Here is an 18,029-nt window from a genome sequence, read left to right on the forward strand (position 1 = left end):
GGCCCTCCTATTCACTAAAATGATCAAGCACCCGGTCCAGCAGCGCGATAAGGTGTAGTGTTTCCTCCAGCAAGCGGTATTGCTTTCGGATGGCTGCCGTTCTATTGGCGAACGGGATAAAACACTGGAACATCGTGGCATCACCACTGTTGAAGCTGCACTGGAAGTGATCATCCAGCAGTTCGCCAATGTAGTTGCAGTCCTGAAAAGCCAGACTGGTGGCGGCATAGGCAGGCTCTGCCCACTGCGAGTCCTTGAGCAGAGACCGCTTTCCCATACCCGCCAATGCGTGCTGTAGGTCGGCCAGGGAAGAGCAGAAGCTGCTATGCCAATCGTTTGTGGCGCTAGCCAATGCGCGGAGGCCCTTTTGATCGAGCTCTCGCAACTTGTGGGACTTATCGGACCGCTGCCACTCGGGTAACGTGTCGTCGGGCGCGAGCTGAGGGCGGACAACCGACGGCAGAAGATGCAGGACATCTTCACCATCAATGTCACGCTCGTCCTTGAGCCACTGGCGCGCGGCCACGTCGTCACTCTGAAGTTCATACCCCCAGTTCCAGCGACAGAACATTTCTAGGAAATCTTCTGGGGCACGGATATGGAGCGACTTCGCCGATGCTTGTGCAAGAAGTCTCATCGCCGTGTATAGCAACGAGGGATCGAGGGCACGAAGCGAATCTGCTCGATCGACGCCGATCTCCAGAATGTTCTCGTGCTCAAGCATGATCGCCAGATACAAGGGATCGGAAAGTTCTTGATCAAGACCGGTTCCGGAGATCTCTTCTTCAGCGGCACCGCGATCGATCAAAGCGAAATTGAAGTGGAGCGCCTTGGTCTCTGGCAAGCGAGGCTTGAGCCACGCCTGGAAAGACTGGGAGAAGGCATCGCCGGCCCCAAGGGGGTTCGACACATGCTCGGCATCAATGACACCCGCCCGAAACTGCGCGAGCACCAGTTCTTTCATGTCGATCTCATCGCCAAAACTGAGACGTGCCGTCGATGGTACTGCCAGGTCAACGGAAGGCAATGTCAGAAAATCATGGGCAGGTCGGCGTCTGGCAATGGGATGCTCTCGTGAATACGTCCATCCGGGCTGCCGTTCATCGTGCTCTGAAACAAACGATCGAGGATCGAACAGCATCCTTTCATCTCCTCAGAATGTAGAAAAACCGCCCCGAGGGGCGGCTCCGTAGTGGTATCAGCAAACTGGCCAGCGGCCAGCGCCTTCATCAGGTCATACTTGCGCATACGCGCCCTTGGCGCCAGCGGCGCGGACGAACGTGTAGCGAGCAATACCGCCCTTCACTTCCGGGCCGTCCACCGCGGCGGTGTTCAGCTCGGGATACTGAGCGGAGTACACATCGCGCACCTGATCGGGCGAGAACTGCGGGCCCACATCAGGCAACGTCATGCCGTTATAGGAAAACTCACGGGTGAGCTGCGTGACTTCGAGTGCCATGACGGTTCTCCTTTACAGCAGGGAAGCAAGGTCGGTACCAGTGGAAGCCGGTGCGCTTGGGTCGGCTTTCGCCTCCGGTTGCGCGCCGGCACCGCTCTCCGATTCGTCATCGTCACCGGTATCGCTGGTGGCGTCGGACGTCGACGACGATGCGGCCTTGGTCAGTGCTTTCGTCGCCTTGGACGATTGCGTGGACTTGGCTGCATCGAGAATCGACCTCGTTGCTTCGGCCTGCTCGGCAAGCGAGCGGTGCGATTCTGTCACGCTGGTGACGGCCGTCGCGAACTCGGCATCCAGTTCCGCCGGCGTAGCCGACAGCATCAGAGGCCGGGTCAGTGCGGGGTCCGCAGCGTCCTTGATGACAGGCATCACAACGACCGACATCGTGTCGCCTTGCATCGTCAGCGTAAGAACAACCTTGTCGCACGCGCGAACGAGTGGAACCAATTCAGTGAACATGGTGAAACCTTTTGGGGAATGAAATGACAGAGGGCGCCGACTGGCGCCCTCTGCAGATGGATAGGTGAACGGATCAGTAGCCCAGAACCTTGGGCACCTTGCCGGTGTAGTCGAAGCCGTCAACCGCCAGCAGGCCGGCGATGACTTCGGGCTTCGATTTGTTGAACAGCTTGGCGAAACCATCGCCCAGCGCTTTGCGGATACCCATCTCGTCTGCGAGAACCTTCATCTCGGACTTGGTGAGCATTTCCAGAAAATCCTGCGCTTGCTGGAGATTCCAGTGGTTGCGCAGATCCAGCTTGTGATACCGGCAAAGTTCGCGGAGATTGCTCACCTCCACGCCGTCGATGGCAGCTACGGTTAGGCCGATCGTCAGCTGCTGTCGCTTCTGCTCATCCAACGCGTGAATAGCGGTCAGGCAACCCAGCAGTGAGGACGACGACTTCTGCTCAGTCAGCTTCTCGAAAAACTTGCCCATCACGTCGCCGGCGATGTTGCGTGCCAGCCCGTTCAGTGCAATCGACAGAAGGTACGAGTTCGCCTGGTCGGCGTTCTGCGCAACTTCCTTGCGCAGTGCCTTGCGCCAGAGGGCGGTGCGGTAAGCCTTCACCTTTTCACCCTCGCTGATCGACGTCACCGGCTTCTCGGCCGCGGTGGAGGACTGGTCGCCCTTTTTCGCAGGAGCCCCCTTGCCACCTACGGCCGGTTTGACCGCGGGAGTCTTGGTGGCGTCCTTATCGGCTTTGATCCGCGCAGCAACCTTTTGCTGGTTGCAGACGGTATCGAAGCACTGGCCGCTGTAGACCTTGCCGAAGGAGCCAGGCAGGCCGCTTACCGCGGCGCCGAAGTTCTGGCAACCGTGGCAAGCTTTCGCCTGCTCTTCACCAACGCCGGTGGGCCCGTCAACCAGCAGCTGAACGCGGGTCTCGTTGTCGCCGGCACGCACGATGCGGATGACCTGATACTCGTCCTTCAGCCCGTAGGCAATGCCTTCGAGCTTTCGGTCGGTCTTCTCCATGTAGCACGCGCGGTTGGTGCAATTGCCCGTTGCGATTGCCTCGCCAAACATCTCCGTCTGCAACGAGGAGTTGTGTTGGCATGTGGCGCATTGCGTCTTGTCGAAAATGGCCTTCTCGAGGCCGCACGCGGCCGCCTCGATGGTCTTCTTCAACTCCGACACAGGCTTTTTCTCGCTCACGATGACTGGAAGCAGCTTGTCCTGCGTCTCCTTTTCGAGTGTGGCCAGCAGTTCGGCATGACCGAGCTGGATCTTCTCGTGCGTCAGCGCCTCGCGAACCAGCGCGCTGCAGTTCATCAACGCGAGCCGCTTATCGAGCTTGCTACGAGACCAGCCCAGCAATCGGGCGGCTTCGTCGCGATCGCCCTTTAAGCGGCCGACCTGGCCGGAAGCCCAGACAGCCTCGTCTGCAGGCGGCATGTCGGCACGTTGCACGTTTTCGACGCCCGCGAGGGTGTCCGCCGTATCGTCATCGAGCTCTTTGATGTAGATAGGCATTTCATAATCCGGCCCATGTTCTTCATACGCGGCGAGATAGCGCCCTTCGCCGGCCACCTCTTCGAACTCGTAATCGCCGTCCGGAGGAACTACGGGCCGAACGAGAATGGGCTGGATCACGCCATGAAGCTTGACGGACGCGCACAGTTCTGCGAACTCAGTCGGATTGCGATAAGTACGCGGATTGGCGCGACGACGGATCTTGCGCAGAGGCGCAGTGGTATTGGGTTGCATTGTGGGTTCTCGCAAAAATAGGGGAACCCGTAGCCGCACCGGGAACGTGGTTCCCGATGGGATGGAAGGATGGACTACCAGGCTATGCTGGCGGGCCACCGTACTGCAGAAGCTGGCACCAGGAGGTGCAGGATCGATGCGTCTGGGACGCGGTAGGTGCGCAGAGAATACCTAAAAATCAGGTCTCGGACAAGCCATTTAGTTAGCTCGGCCGACGGTGGCAGATTTGGAACCGAAGCACGCTTGCCATACGCTGGCGCGCCCGTTTCCATTGCCGTTCCGTTTCCGCCTCTACGCAGCACCGCAGGTGTTAGGCACCCACTACCGAATAGTCTTCGATTGCACTCCAATCAAAGTGACTGCGAGCAGCATTAACGGAAGCGCCAAACTTCGCAAGTAGGCTAGATGCATGCCCCTCCACGGTTACGACGGGGTAGACTAGAAAGCCCAACTTAGCAAGCGCTACGGTGCGATGACGCCCTTGCCGAAACACCAAACTTTCATGAACACACCTGACCTCAGGCATCTCAAGAAAACCGTTCTCAGGAATCTTCATTACGCTCGCTAATCGCTCGGCATTAGGCTCAAAACGAGGTCGCAATTGCAACTGCGCGAAGACCTTGTTCGGATCAAGAATAACGATTACCGGCTTGGCATCACCGTTCTCTAGCTCCCATCCACCATTAGGCTCGTAGTATTCAGGTTTTCTGCACTTGATCATCATCGATTACGTAAATGAGACACCCAGTAACTGTAGCCGCGGGACGCTTCCGAGAGCGGACAAGAAACATAGCAATACCGGGGGCTTTCTGCAGATGGAGCATCCTCGGAATTCAATCCCCGTACTCGCAATAGCCCCCTGCATTCAAGAAACGAATCGGATAGATTCATTCTGACGGTATGTGAATAGAAAACGGTATAGATTTCAAAGGGCTCTTCCGCCGCGACTTGTCAGCCCCCAACAAGGCTCCCCAGAGGGCGCACCGGGGTGCGCCCCACAACCAAAGCGGGCACCTTGACCAAGCAGCGGGCTTTCCGTTGGCTTAGCGAGGATCGCGCATCACCACAAAGCCAGGATCGCAATGATCCCGGCCCGCCTCCGTGGCTTCTTCTTCCGTCTCAAATGCTCCAGCTTCTGCCAGATTCGGGGTGTAGCCAACATCCCCACCTTGAGGGAACAGGTAGTCGCTACCAGTGCGGACGATCCAACCCCTTCGCAAGCTATCCGATGTCATCATCTTTTCCTAGTCATCCAGCGAAGCGAGTATCCACGCTCCGCGGCGGCTTCGATATAGAACTATTCCCTCGAAGGCCAGTCATCAGTCAACCATACGGGCGGGCTCTCGAACCCCCAGGCCAACAACGCCCGCTTCAAGTTATCGCGACGGCAGCCGCTGGCCACCTTCCTGATTCTAGCGGTTGTCTCTCACGCCGACAGCAACCAGTCGCTCTGCATCATTATCCGAAAGAACGGCCCTTGCCGCCCCGTAAGCAAATACGGGCCCCATTGGATGCCCACCTTCGATGGAAACTTTGGAAAAGTCCACGCAGAAAGTCACGCCATCGAGAATGAGCGTGTCTGGCGGATAAATGTCGAGGGTCCTAACCATTTGTACATCCTTTTTCTTTCGTCGTCGCAGGCCACTGGAACGAACTTTTAGACTGACTTCACGTACGCGGAGTCGACTTTGTATTTCAACCTCTTCCCCTTTTCTTTGGGCTGAACTTCACCTGATAAGGGTTTTAAGCCTCCGGGAACGCGATTCGCTCAGCGCTCTGGGGTGCGCGAATTCCCGTGCACTCGCAGCGTTGGCAGCCAAACGCCAGGTCCCGGAGCCTTGATCACGGTGCCCTCTACGGTTGCTTGCCGTCCAATGAGCGAACGCGCCTCCCCTAGCGGCATCCCGACAAGCTCCCAAGTTTCATGGGACTCCGTCTCCAACATAACAGTTGGAAACGGTTCGTTGCCCTTAATATGGATCTGACCTGTCAGCATCTGCCGCTGGACGCCTGCGGGCGAAGCGCCCGCGCAGGCTGCAAGGCCGAGCGCCACCAATGCGGCCAGTACGATCTTCTGCATAACACTCCAAAGACAAAGGGGCGGCACTTGCCGCCCCATGGGTTACTGAATCACGACAGACAACGTTGAGTTAGGCGGCACTTTGACCGTCTCGCTATACGTGCCATTCACGGCCTTTCGAACTACCGGGAGGCTGGCATACGGCTGCAGCGTTGACGGAACCGATTGTGTCAGCGTGCGACTGGCCAGTAGCGCCTGCGGATCGATCACCGGCAGCGTAAAGCCACCTTCCGCTCGCGCCGGGAAGCCGAAGCCAGTGGGGCTAGGCGCCTTCATCAGCGCACCAGACGTCGCGGCAAAACGGCGCAGCTGCTCGCCCAGGCTAGTAGTCGGCACCGTTGCGCGGATCGACGAATCTAGAACCGTTACCGAGTCTGTGCTGCTGACGTTAGTCAGAAGGTTCTTGTAGAAACTCAGGCCGAGTTGTCGATCTAGGAAGCCGCCGAGCGAGCCGGACACGGAGTAGCTGTCGCAAGCGGCCCCAAAGGGATCCCACGTCAGCAGGCTGCAGTTGTACGAACCGGCCTTGTAGTCGATGTAGTTCGGGAAGCGCACGTCCCGGATCGCGTTGTAGGTCGAGTCGATCGACTGGCTCGCGAAATCCTCCATCATCATTGCCGAAGCTTCCTCCAACCACGTGTCGAAGGCATAAGTCGGCCCCTTCACGACGCCGCGGCGATAGAAGTTCTGCATGTGCATGCCTTCGTGGGCCATCGTCAGCAGCATCGACTTCATGCCCGAGGCTCCGCCCAGATAAAGCGTTTCGGAGTCCAGATACAAGGAAACCGATTGGTTACTGAGCGGATCGGCGGCCGCCGTAAGCGCATTGCGGCCGTAGAAATACCCGACCATGCCAAACGGCGTCGCATTGTTGTCGAAGTTCAAGATTACGATGTCGATCGGTTGCGCCACCGCTCCGCTGATGAGGTCGCTGTACACATGCGGCCCCCAGACCGGGCCACCGGTCTGCTTGAGCATGTCATAGATCTTGCCGCTCGGCACAAATCCGGCGTACAGCGCGTTGACGATCGCAGAAGTAACCTTGCCCGTCCCACTTTCGGTAGATTCCACCCAGAAGTTCACGGTCGTGCCATCCGAGGCGAGATCCGTGCGGATGAGCGTGACGGCGCGCGGCGTGTTGTCCTCGTGATAGAAGGTGCGGGTATCGCCAGGCACGTAGGCCGCTGCGCGCAACGGCGCGGTGCCAAACGTTGAGTTGCTGGGGGCGGCGCCCCGGGCACCCGCTTTGGCCGCCCAGCCGTCGTGATTGAAATCCGAGATGCGACGCTTTACAGCACTCGTGCCATCGTCCCACGCGATGGCACTGGCAGCAACAGTTGGGAAATGCGATGCCGTCAGTGGAATGGTCGGCATCGTCTGGGCGGTGCCCGACTGGTTCGTAAAGACGAGCGTCACGTCCTGGCCCGTCAGGCCGGCAATGTTGATGGGCATATCCACTGCGGCCGCCGTGGCGTTGATGTTCTGCCAGACACCGATGCCTGAACCGGCATAGGTGTTCGCGTCAACGGCGGCGCAATTGGAACAGGCCGGGGACACGACGCTGGCGGGCTTGGCCGCGGGGTCGGTCGGCGTAGCCGCAGCGCCTGGCGAGGTGGTCGCGGTCGTCGTAGTTGTGGCTTGGGTTGATGCGTCACCGCCGTCACCGCCGCCACCGCAAGCAGCCAGGACAGCGGACGTCAGCAGTGCCAAAGCAAGAGACCCCGGGAAAGACAAAGTGCGCTGGTTGCGCATGGATATTTCTCCTTGTTCTGATTGGCCGCGACGATTCAAGACGCGGCAACTGAATATCGGCAAAAGCGCCGCTCCCATCACCCCGCTTTTTGGGGGTTTTCCCCTAGTGCAGGCATAGAGGCGGCGAGTCGTCCCCGACCGAGCGAACGCCAACAACCGCTTCACAAAAAAAAACGCCCTCACGTGGAGGGCGGGTAGGAACGGGTCCATCTTGAGAGAGCTTCCGTAGCGGGGCGCTACAGAAACAATCTTATGGCTGAGTAGGCCAGTCGATGACCCCGAAAGGTTGCCAATTTCGACGTCTTTTCGCCGTCAGAACAGCGCAAGCTGGTCATCTGGCACAAAGACGCGCATGGCAGGTATGGATACGCGGGGTTGTTCCGGATCCGCACTCACGTGGAGAACGGATTCGACCTCTGCATCAGTTGCGTCAGTCTGCAACGGCGGGACAGCGGGTTCCTCGGTGTCAACGCCCTCCGCGGTCAGCGATTCGATTGCCTCACGGAACCGCTTAAGCCTCAGCTTTGCGCCCCAACCACCGACGATGTGAGCCGGCGTGAACCAGGTAGCCCACGCCTCGACGGAAAGCGCGTTGCCGTGTACGACTATCGCTGGGATATTCAACAGCGACAATTGCACGTACGCCATGTGGACGCATCGCGGATCGATGTCGATACAGGTCGCATGCATCGTCTGCTGGTAGTTTCGGCCAGCATCGTGCAGTGCATCCGCGCACGCAATCACCATCCCACCGGCACCGCATGCCGGCTCGCTGATCGTGACGAAACCGTCCCGGTCAACGTACGGATTGCCGTCGCCGATATTGATGGCAGCCATCAAGCGAGAGACGCTGTAGGGCGTAAAGAACTGACCTGCCCGATCGTTGCCGAGCTCCAGCATCATGTACGTCTGGCCAAGAACGTCAGCCAGGCCGTCGCCGTGGGGTACCAATTGCTGTACCCGTTCCTCGAAAGCCAACGTCAAGGCGCCAAGCATGTGGGAGAAGCGCTCCAGATCCTCGCGCTCGTACCGCTTCGCGATTTCCAGGTAACGCTTCTCTCGTGCATCGAACTGATCGCGATCGACGGCATTGCTGATGGCCAGCGCCGACACCTCCACGAAGTCGGAGAAAACCTCGTGCGTCGAGTGCCGGTGGCCAAAGGCCTTGAAGTAGGACAGCAGCTGCTTGTGCGGATCGCTGGCGGTGCCTTCGAACTTGCACTTGGCGGCCCGGCTCAATGGAACCGCCTACGCAGAAATGGGTACGCTTCAGGGTTGCTGCAACGAAAGAAAGAAGATGTTGAGGGCATTTGTGTCGGGGAATGGCCCGGGAAACGCCCCTGCCGGGACGGGTCCCGGACGGGTTGAAAGAAGTGGGTTCAGGTGCCAATGAAGCACGCCAGGCCTTCGGCAAGATCGCGCTGCAAGCGGATCTCCCAGTGCTCATTGAACTGGCGGATTTCGACGGCAGGAAAAGCGCGCCGGTGTGCGGAAACGAACGGCGTGTCGACGCGAAACTCGCGCAGGCACGCGGCCATCGCTGACTCGCCAGAGTGCTTGGCGAAGGCAGCCAATGCAGTCACGACCAGCCTCACGCGGTCTACAGCGCCAGCGGCAAGCCACCGCATACCAGCTGGATGACCCGCCGCAGGCTCGGATTGGGCGGCAAGCCGGAGGATGCCAAGGTCGCGCGTGAGCTTCATGCTGAGGTGCGCGTGCTCGGCGAAAGCGTTTCGTAGCACGATCGCGGCCTGCTCAACGGCCAAAGGCTGGGCTTTCGACACCACAAGGGCGTGCCAGAGCTTGTCGAGATCCGGAATCTGGCCGGCGTCGATCACCTGCCAAACGTTCCGCGGACCGTCCAGATGCACTCTTGTCTCGTCGACGCGCTCACCGAGCTGCGTGCTCGCCTTGTCGACAAGGTTCGCCGCCAAGCGCTTCAGGAAGGCGCGGCGGTACCGCAGCCGTGACTCAGTCGATCGCCGGCAAGCTAGACGCTGGGCGTTTGGAAACAGGCTTGCCTCCAGCTTCGCGACGCGCTCCATGTCGGTCGTGCTGAAGTGTTCGGCGGCCAGGAACTGACCAATCAGTTGGTTATACATGGTCTCGAAAAAAGAATCGGGACCGGCCCGCAGGGACTCGGTCCCATGCGGGTTAATTGCTTTGGCTCAGTGCAGGCCGAGAGAAGGAACTACGGGCGTGAAGCCCATTGCCCACCATTGCGCGACCGGATGATTCGGGAAGTCTGGAATCTCACGTTCGCGGAAGATCTCCGGGACAACGGCCAGCGCCGACGGACGAGCTAGCACGGTCTCCCGCCACTTCTGCTGCAGGCGAAGCCAGGTCAACTCGGCGCGGGCGATGTGATCCCACTCGTGCGGCACCCGGTCATCGTCGAACACGTTGGCACCTTCCGCCGTCATGACGGCCACCACTTCGTGGTACCGCCCGAGTTCGTGCGGAAAGCCACGACGGACGAACTTCAGGACGGTCTGATCGGGGTGGTTAAAGATCCTCTGCAGCTGGCGGATGTAGACCGCGCACTCGCGCCGTGAGCGCTCATCGTAGTCGTCGTGGCCGACCTGCGCGCACGATTCCTCGGCGGGCACCGGGCCCAATTCGATGTCGAGAGTTTTGGGTTGGGGCATGGGCGTTTCCTGAATTCCCGGAAGACGCCCCACCGGGGACGTTTCCCGGTTGGGTGGTGTAGGGCCGCGCGAGCCCGGAGGCTACGCGCGGCGATGCTCAGGCCGACTGGCCGGAGAGGTGAGAGAAGCTCGAAATGACCCAGTAGACGGCGACCGCAAGAGCAATCGTCGCGAGCGTAGTCAACTGGAGATAAAGCAGAGCGAGGCTAGGCGTCGTCAAGATGACGAACAGCGCGGCGAACAGGATCAGGACCAGCGCAATAGTAGCGATGGCCGTTTCGCGGGTATCAACGAGAGGCATGATGGCTCCGAAGGATGGAGCCATGGCCCATTAGGGACAAAAGCCCCAATGGGTGGAAGGAAAAAGATGGCCGGTACGCCGGCGAGGGTCGATGCGCGGTAGCGCGGAGAATCGGGCGAATCTTACCGCGCCTTCGCAACCCGGACAAGCAACTCGCTGCGCCTCTAGCTAGGCTTCCGAGCTGCCTGCCGTGCAAGGCGGTTCGCCTCACGCAGACGGTTCACCACTGCCCAGCGCCGCTGCGACAGCTCTTCTGGGTTCTCCAGGTTTGAGTAATCCTGCATTGGGCCATCGCCAATGAAGGGCCTGTAATCCTCAGGAAGTTTGCCCTGCGCCTTCAGCTTGTCGCGCTGCAGGCGCCCTAGGCCATCCGTCGCCTCGGTGATGGCCACATAGTCCCAGCGGACTGGCACGGCCGCTTCAGAGAACCACACTTCACCTTCGCCCTGCCCCACGAGCGCGACCACGTCATACACGCTGCCGACGGGCGACGGAACCGCACGGACTTCAAACCGAAGCACTTCCGGACGCGGGTGCCAGAACACGCGGTCGAGATAGCGCTTGAAGATGAAGGCGTCCAGCCGGGCGATCTCGCCATACTCCGGTTCTCCGGGCGCAATCAGCTGCGGCTCGTTATGGGGGCGGTTTCCGAGAGACACCTCTCGGCTAATGGGTGTGTGCGACATGACTTTCCGGTAAAAGGCGCACCAAATTCTATAGCTTTCGGGCCTAAGCCCGGCAGAAATCGACCTGAGAATGGTTGGCGGCGAACTTCGCCCGCCGGCCGCCTTGACTTTGCTGTGGCGCCGGTATCTTGGTCTTAGACCATTCCATACCTAGCCGCCATGCGATTTACCCGACTCGGTCGCCACGACCCCATCGACTTCAATACCCGCCGCCAGGCCGCATTCGCGCGCAAGCAACAGCGCGAGCGCGACAGGTACCCACTCTTCGCGGACCACGTGGCCGCCGAGCAGCACACACCGGACGAGGAACTGGCGCGTCGCCAGCGACGCTCAGAGAATCTTGCGCGTACGACGCGCACCCTGCATGCCCGGATCTGGCGGGAGAAGCGCGCCGTCTATTTCTCCCTGACCCCTGCCCAGCAAGCGGAAATCCGTGCCAAGTGGCTGGCGTGGACCGGCCCCACCACCGCCCTTTATTTCGCCTATATCGTCGACGGCACCAGCGGTGAGGCCGAACGGCGCGATACGGCTTGCCGTGAGAAAGCACTGGCGATCCGACGACGAGTCCTCGCCATGCTGCCAGAGCAAGCCGCGCTGGAGATTTCCGCACCATGACCCCTACCGAAGAACAGGTTGCCGTTGTCGACGCCGTCGAGGCGGGAGGCGCGCTCAAGGTCAAAGCCTATGCTGGCGCCGGCAAGACGTCCACGCTCAAGCTGGCCGCCCAGGCGCTGGGCCGCAGCCGCGGTCTGTACATGGCGTTCAACAAGGATATCGCCGCCGAAGCCGCACGGAAGTTCCCCACGAACACGAGGTGCCGCACGGCCCATTCTGTCGCGCGTGCCGCGACGCGCCCCGAGATCAGCCGCAAGATCGACAACCCGCTGGAGCCCTCGCATCACCTCGCTGTCCGCTATGGTCTCGGTCCCCTCAAGTTGCCCACTACAATCGGCAAAGATCTGGAGCTTAGCGGCAGCAAGGTGGCACGGATGGTCGCAGATGGTGTTGCCCGGTTCTGCCGGTCTGCCCAGCCCGAGCCACTGGCGTGGCATATCCCGGTGGAATCGATCGTCCCGGACGACGAAGCAGAGCTCCTGCGTGCCTCGCTGCTGCCATTTGTAAAGCGCCTCTGGCAGGAGTACATCGACCCGGCCGCCGCCGGCGCGATCACCCACGACGTCTACCTCAAACTTTGGCAACTGAGCCGACCGCGCATTGGCGCCGATTTCATCCTGTTCGATGAAGCGCAGGATGCCGACGGCCTGATGCTCTCTGTCCTCCGCGCCCAGCAGTGCCAGGTCATCTACGTGGGCGACCCGTACCAGCAGATCTACGAATGGCGCGGCGCAGTGAACGCCATGGACTTCATCAAGGCGCCGGAGCGTGCCCTCACTGAATCCTTCCGGTTCGGTCCGGCCATCGCTCAGATGGCCAGCCGCATGCTGTCTCTGATGGACGAGGACACGCCGGTCCGTGGCCAGGACCACATCGCGTCGCGGATCGAGCACGACTCGGAGTTCGGCCAACACCGCTACAACGCAATTCTCTGCCGCAAGAACGCCACTGTCCTGACACACCTCGCGCAAGGTATCGCCAGAGGCGACCGCGTTGCGGTCCGCGCCAAGCTGGACGAACTGCGCGCTTTCGCCGACGGCGCCGAGCGCCTGATGCGCGGGGAACGGATCGCCTACCCGGCCTCCCTCGCGCTATTCGAGACCTGGGAAGAAGTCCAGGAATACGCCGAGTCCCTAGCCGGCCGGGACCTGCAGCCGCTGGTCAAGCTGATCGACAGCGAAGGGGTTGATTACCTCCGGCTGATCCTGACGCGCGTGAGTCCAGAAAGCGAGGCGGACTACGTCATCTCTACCGCCCACCGGGCAAAAGGTCTGGAGTTCGACTCGGTCTATCTCGCGGGCGACTTCAAGTTCAAGACCGGCGAGGAAGGCGAGACGACGATGACCGCCGAGGAGAAGCGCCTGCTCTACGTTGCCATGACCCGCGCCAAGCATGTGCTCAACGTCAGCGAGATCCGGCGTGACCTTTATGCCATGTTCCGGGACGCCGGAGTCTAGGAGAGAAAGAATGATTACAGTGCGGATTGGGGGAAGTGAGTTCCCCATCGACGATGTGCTCGAAGATCCGGGCCGCTATGCTCGCCACCTAGAGCGCGCAAGGACCGTGCAAGGCTTCGCCGAGTGTGGCTGTACGCCCAGCCGGCCAAGGCCAAAGCTCGTGATCCGGCGCCACCGCGACATATTTCTCCTCGCTCGTTGGCCGGACCAGGCACACCACCATGCAGGCGCGTGTCCGTTCCACCGCCAAGCGCTTGCAAAGGCGGGCGCCGCGGACAGTCTCGACGCCTTCCGCGTACGCGATGGCCACCACGACATCCGGCTCGATGCCACGCTGTCGGCCAGTACGCGCACCCCGGCCAAAACCGTGCAACGGACGCCCAAGAGGGAGAGCAGCAAGCCCCAGCGACGCTCGGCAGGCCTGCTGGCCTTCCTCGAGTACGCCTGGGAGCAAGCGGGCCTCAACGTCTGGTCCGGCACGGGCTCCCGAGGCTGGAACGCCTGCTGGTCGCAGTTGAGCACGGAGCTGGCCGATTGCCGCATCAACGGCAAGGCCGCGGCCGATCTGCTGCACGTGATGCAACGATGGGATCCGGCTCGCAAGACAGAAATCCTGGCCGAGTTCGACGCGTGGCAGGCGCGGCTCTCCCCCACTTCCGCAGGCACACCCCGTGGCCTCCTGATTGGCGAGCTCGAATCTCATGGGCCGACCCAGTATGGCGGCAATGTCGTGCTGCGCCAGAGCACGCAGCGGTTTTTCATGTCCGCCGAGATCTACGCACGCCTGCAGGCGTCGTTTGGCGGCGCCCTTGCCGGCATTGGCAAGGCCGATCAGCGCTGCATCGTCGTGCTGCTCGTTGAGAAATCCCGGTCCAACTACCTGACGGTTGTCGATATCGCGGCGATGCTGGCCAACCGGCAGTTCCTGCCCTGCGATTCGTCGCACGAGGTGGGAATGGCGGACCACCTGGTCGGCCACGGCCGCGCCTTCCGCAAGCCATTGCGCCACGTCGGTCGCGCCGCCGTGCACCCGGATTTCGTTCTTACCGACGTTGACCCTGAAGTGGTCATCGAGGTCCTTGGCATGACGGGTAACCCCGACTACGACTCCCGCATGGCGTCCAAGCGGCAGTACTACCGCGAGAACGGCATTCCTTGCATCGAATGGGATGCCGTCAGTACGTCTCTCGAGCACCTGCGGCTTCCGCCCAGCACCCGGAAGGCCGATGCACGCTGATAGGGATGCGCTGTTTCGCACGGCGCTGGAGCTCGTCCACCAGCACCGCGCCGCCTCTGTGGCCCTCCTGCAGCGGCACCTGGGTGTCAGTCACGACTCGGCGGAAGCCCTGCTTCATCGTATGGCCAGCGAAACGACCGCCGTTCGCCGCATGCAGAACGGCCTGTACCTCTATACGCATGGCCCGATAGGCGAGGAGCTGGCCGCCCTGCACGGATTCGCTCAGGTAGTGCTCACAGCGCTCTCCCAGGACAACCTCGATGCCAACCATTTGCGCGCGGCCGCGATCGAATTTGGGCTTACCGCGAGAAGCCCGGTCGCCACGACTTGACTTCGAATCTGGATCGATAGGCTGTAGAGATCTAAACACACGCCACCTCCATTCCATGAAGACGCTGCCCGAGTTTCCGACAATGCTCCGCAAAATGTGGAGCGGCGAAGAGGTCCAAAACTGGATCGATAGCAATCTCGCCCCGCTCCTCCCTTCGGGGACCATTGCGGATTCCAGCCTACGCGAAGCCTTGGACCGTATGGATGCGCTGCTCAATCCGGCTCTTGGCTTGTTAGCCATACCACCGGGATCGGCTACGGCTAAGGCCAGCGAGCGCGACATGACGCTCATCCGCGCCGCACTCTCCCAGCCGACTACCGGCGTCGCGGAAGCCGATGTGCGCCTCGAAGTCGAACACGTCCTGCACACGCTGGACGGCGGCTATGCCATGGAAATGGGCGGCGATAGGATCGTCGCGGTTGTCATGGCATTGATTCGACGCGCCGTAGCTGCCCAGACGTCAGCTTCCACGTGGACGAACGAGCGTTGTGCGCATGAGGTCTGCGACGAGGAGGATGAGCACGACCCACAGTGCAAAGCATGGTCAAACTCGGCGCCCCAGGATGGACACGCTGCGTTGAACAATGCCGCGCCAAAACTCGATCTGAGCGGCATGACCGTAGAAGCCGCCGACGACGAGCCGAATGGTGTGTTCGCCTGCTTTCCAGATGATGAGGACGATACCCGCCTCGACTTGCTCATGGACGAGTTGGACTCCATCCCTGGCATGCCGGCGTACCAAACCGCCGACTTCGATGGCGTGGGCATCATCATGCAGTTCGAGACCGATGACGAGGCACGGAGGGCGATTGAGGCGTTGGAATCGGCGGTACAGGCCTGCGCTGCCCGCCAGCCGCGCGGAGAGGCGCCTCAGGTACCCCACAAGAACGGGCATCGGGTAGCGCGCGACGGCAGCGAGATCAGCAATGGCTAAGAAAACGGCCCAAAGCCGCCCCACCGTGATTTCCTGCGCTGTCTTCGGTGGCCGAAGCCAACGCACAGGCCTGCGTGTCGGCTCTCGCCACCGCTGGGATGGCGGTGCGTGGGGCAAAGGGCGCTGCGAGTTCTGCGGAAGGACTCTGGAGCAGGTCCAAGAACGCAGCATTGCCGGCGCATCAACGGAGGCACATCGGTGAGCGATCAGAATACCAAGCGGCATCCTACGGCGCCCCAGCACGGCGCTTCGTTGCCTGAAATTCCCCACCCCCCCTTGCATTTGGTCAGGCAAACCGCGTCGCTTATAGCTGCTGACCTGCTTGGCCAGCCCAAGGACGAGGACCGACAGTTGGTCGCCCTGCGCTTGGTAGAGCTGCTTGTGCGCGCCAACGCGCATCGGAGTTGCCCACCACCAGTCGACGAAGCGGAGGCGCAGGAACGTGAGCATCTCGGTTGCGCGTACTGCGGCACCGGCATTTACCACGCAGCCGCAGGTCAGCGCACTGCGAACTGAGCATGGCAAAGGACGATCGCTACTTCGGCAAGACCATTGCCGAACACGTCGACGCGGGCACCTGTTGGCTATGCGGTCAGCCTGTGGATCGTGCGCAAGGCTATCACGGTGCCACGGGTGCGCATTGGGTCTGCAGCAAGGCACTCACGGACCAATTCAAGGCGCTCAGCCATCCCGACGCCGCTGCGCCCTTTCTGGCCCGCGCGAACGGTGGCTATTTTGTACACACCGTGGATCCGGCGACGGGCGCCTCGCTGTGCGGTCACAAGCCAAAAGACACCGCGCGACAGATGCGGCCTCGTGCCAGGTGGATTCCACTTAGCCGCGTCCCCCGCGGATTCAAGCGATGTCCGCACTGCGCCCGGCTTGCCGGATCTACACCGCACGGTGGCGCTGCCGACAGCGAAAGGCCATTGGCCTCTGCAGAAGCCAACCGCGACACCCGTACGCGGGATCTTTTCGAGGATCAGACGACACCATGAGCGAGAACACAAATATCGAATGGGCCGACCATACGGCCAATTTTTGATATGTAACCATCTGTCTGCTGCGTATTGCATGGGGCCTCGATATAATGCGACAGGTGTGTCGGGGGATAGTTTTCTCTTTCAATCGTAGGTCGGAGCCTGTGGAGCTTGTGGGCTAGGCTGGAGACTGTGGGCGGGTTGTGGGCAACCTGAAGGTTGTCCACGAGCCGTCCATAGGAAGGAGCTCGTCCTCCGAAGGAGGAAGTCCACAAATCCTCAGACTGATGGACCGCAGCAGTTTTTTTGGCACTTAGGGATCTTATGGGACACCAAGTAAAACGGGTGCCACTGGACTTCGATTGGCAGATCAACAAGGCGTGGTCCGAATATCCTCCGCGCGAGACGGTCGCTGCATGAAACTGTTCTTCACCGATGGCCAGTTTGCTGTCGCTGGCTATTCTCGCCCAGACGTGCCTTTTCTCTGCGATGCGGAGATGGAGCTAGTCGACGCACCGAATCGCTACCTGCGCTACATTGCGACCGTCAAAGGGCGGACTCGCGCTGCGAATACCTGGCGCACATACGGCGCCGCGCTCTACGAGTTTTTTGCGTTTCTTGAGGCGAACGGCCTCGCATGGGATCGCGTCGATCAAAGCCAGATCGCGGCCTGGCGTGACACCATGCTTGAGCGCGGTTGCGCCAGAAGCACCGTCAATCAGCGGCTTCGTACCGTTGACGCCTTCTACAACTGGGCAAAGTCGAATGGAATGACGCACTCGATTCCTTTCGATCGGACCGATGTTTGGGTCGCGAAGCCTCGTGGGTTCCTCGCGCACGTCGATGCGTCAGGCGACCGATTCGAGGCCAATTCCCTTACGGTGCAAACGCACAAGGTTACCCCCCAGTTTCTCCATCTGGACCGCGCGATTCGCTTTCTCGACGCGCTGACGCCCTACCGCATGCGCTTGATGGGGTATCTCGCCCTGCTCACTGGCATGCGGCGCGAAGAGGTGGTCAGCATGGATTGCCGCGTGCTGCCCAACCCAGCCGGACGAGATTCGAACAAGCAGATCCCCATGCACCTTGATCCGTCCATTACCCCAACGAAGGGGGAAAAGGACCGGACCGTGATGTTGCCGTACGATCTCGCCGTCGCGTTGTATCAGTACTTCACATTTGAGCGCTCGCGCTTGCTCGCCAAGCACAGGGCTGTTGATGTCCATCGAATACTGACCCGCCGTTTTCATCTAAATTTGACCCACCCTCGCTTCATGGTCACAGCTCCTCTGGTGTAGATTCTGGCACTGCAGTTGTCGTTTTCTGGCTGTTTTTCCGGG

At 60.8% G+C, this 18,029-nt stretch carries 18 protein-coding genes; 7 read left to right on the plus strand and 11 right to left on the minus strand.

Features of this window, described 5'->3' with window-relative positions:
- Positions 1–7 precede the first annotated feature (7 nt).
- The 11 genes from F7R19_RS24590 to F7R19_RS24655 form a co-directional block, all read right to left on the minus strand.
- Entirely contained in the window at positions 8–1,141 is a 1,134-nt protein-coding gene (locus F7R19_RS24590; RefSeq protein WP_150982313.1) for a PRTRC system protein F, read from the minus strand.
- 93 nt (positions 1,142–1,234) lie between these two features.
- Positions 1,235–1,459, minus strand: coding sequence for a PRTRC system protein C (locus tag F7R19_RS24595; RefSeq protein ID WP_150982314.1), 225 nt, complete (start codon positions 1,457–1,459; stop codon positions 1,235–1,237).
- Positions 1,460–1,471: 12 nt separating this feature from the next.
- Positions 1,472–1,918, minus strand: coding sequence for a PRTRC system protein E (locus tag F7R19_RS24600; protein ID WP_150982315.1), 447 nt, complete (start codon positions 1,916–1,918; stop codon positions 1,472–1,474).
- Positions 1,919–1,991: 73 nt separating this feature from the next.
- On the minus strand, positions 1,992–3,668 hold the full coding sequence (locus F7R19_RS24605; protein ID WP_150982316.1) for a PRTRC system ParB family protein: 1,677 nt from the start codon (positions 3,666–3,668) through the stop codon (positions 1,992–1,994).
- A 310-nt stretch (positions 3,669–3,978) separates the two neighbouring features.
- Positions 3,979–4,392 (minus strand): hypothetical protein, encoded by a 414-nt coding sequence (locus F7R19_RS24610; RefSeq protein WP_150982317.1) that lies wholly within the window; start codon positions 4,390–4,392, stop codon positions 3,979–3,981.
- 1,398 nt (positions 4,393–5,790) lie between these two features.
- Positions 5,791–7,500: a M30 family zinc metallopeptidase gene (locus F7R19_RS24630; RefSeq protein ID WP_150982319.1), complete on the minus strand. Its 1,710-nt coding sequence runs from the start codon at positions 7,498–7,500 to the stop codon at positions 5,791–5,793.
- Positions 7,501–7,812: 312 nt separating this feature from the next.
- Complete coding sequence (locus F7R19_RS24635; RefSeq protein WP_150982320.1) at positions 7,813–8,739, minus strand: N-6 DNA methylase; 927 nt, start codon at positions 8,737–8,739, stop codon at positions 7,813–7,815.
- A gap of 140 nt (positions 8,740–8,879) precedes the next feature.
- A complete protein-coding gene (locus tag F7R19_RS24640; RefSeq protein WP_150982321.1) occupies positions 8,880–9,602 on the minus strand; it encodes a hypothetical protein in 723 nt (240 codons plus the stop codon).
- A gap of 66 nt (positions 9,603–9,668) precedes the next feature.
- Positions 9,669–10,148, minus strand: coding sequence for a hypothetical protein (locus F7R19_RS24645; RefSeq protein WP_150982322.1), 480 nt, complete (start codon positions 10,146–10,148; stop codon positions 9,669–9,671).
- A gap of 97 nt (positions 10,149–10,245) precedes the next feature.
- Positions 10,246–10,449, minus strand: a complete 204-nt coding sequence (locus F7R19_RS24650) for a hypothetical protein (RefSeq protein ID WP_223506401.1) — start codon at positions 10,447–10,449, stop codon at positions 10,246–10,248.
- A 164-nt stretch (positions 10,450–10,613) separates the two neighbouring features.
- Entirely contained in the window at positions 10,614–11,135 is a 522-nt protein-coding gene (locus tag F7R19_RS24655; protein WP_150982323.1) for a hypothetical protein, read from the minus strand.
- 159 nt (positions 11,136–11,294) lie between these two features.
- Here F7R19_RS24655 and F7R19_RS24660 point away from each other — a divergent pair, with 159 nt between their 5' ends.
- From F7R19_RS24660 to F7R19_RS24690, 7 genes are all read left to right on the plus strand, one after another.
- Positions 11,295–11,750, plus strand: coding sequence for a hypothetical protein (locus tag F7R19_RS24660; RefSeq protein WP_150982324.1), 456 nt, complete (start codon positions 11,295–11,297; stop codon positions 11,748–11,750).
- Positions 11,747–13,207 (plus strand): 3'-5' exonuclease, encoded by a 1,461-nt coding sequence (locus F7R19_RS24665; protein ID WP_150982325.1) that lies wholly within the window; start codon positions 11,747–11,749, stop codon positions 13,205–13,207. Before F7R19_RS24660 ends, F7R19_RS24665 begins: the two co-directional genes overlap by 4 nt.
- A gap of 10 nt (positions 13,208–13,217) precedes the next feature.
- Positions 13,218–14,444, plus strand: coding sequence for a DUF1173 family protein (locus F7R19_RS24670; protein ID WP_150982326.1), 1,227 nt, complete (start codon positions 13,218–13,220; stop codon positions 14,442–14,444).
- Positions 14,434–14,775, plus strand: coding sequence for a DNA translocase FtsK (locus tag F7R19_RS24675; protein ID WP_150982327.1), 342 nt, complete (start codon positions 14,434–14,436; stop codon positions 14,773–14,775). The genes F7R19_RS24670 and F7R19_RS24675 overlap by 11 nt, the downstream gene beginning before the upstream one ends.
- A 55-nt stretch (positions 14,776–14,830) precedes the next feature.
- Positions 14,831–15,709 (plus strand): hypothetical protein, encoded by an 879-nt coding sequence (locus F7R19_RS24680; RefSeq protein WP_150982328.1) that lies wholly within the window; start codon positions 14,831–14,833, stop codon positions 15,707–15,709.
- A 518-nt stretch (positions 15,710–16,227) separates the two neighbouring features.
- A complete protein-coding gene (locus F7R19_RS24685; protein ID WP_150982329.1) occupies positions 16,228–16,707 on the plus strand; it encodes a hypothetical protein in 480 nt (159 codons plus the stop codon).
- A gap of 398 nt (positions 16,708–17,105) precedes the next feature.
- Positions 17,106–17,987, plus strand: a complete 882-nt coding sequence (locus tag F7R19_RS24690; RefSeq protein WP_150982330.1) for a tyrosine-type recombinase/integrase — start codon at positions 17,106–17,108, stop codon at positions 17,985–17,987.
- The last annotated feature ends 42 nt before the right edge of the window (positions 17,988–18,029 follow it).

Origin of the sequence: Cupriavidus pauculus, assembly GCF_008801835.1 — a bacterium.
In the GTDB taxonomy this organism is placed as follows: domain Bacteria; phylum Pseudomonadota; class Gammaproteobacteria; order Burkholderiales; family Burkholderiaceae; genus Cupriavidus; species Cupriavidus pauculus.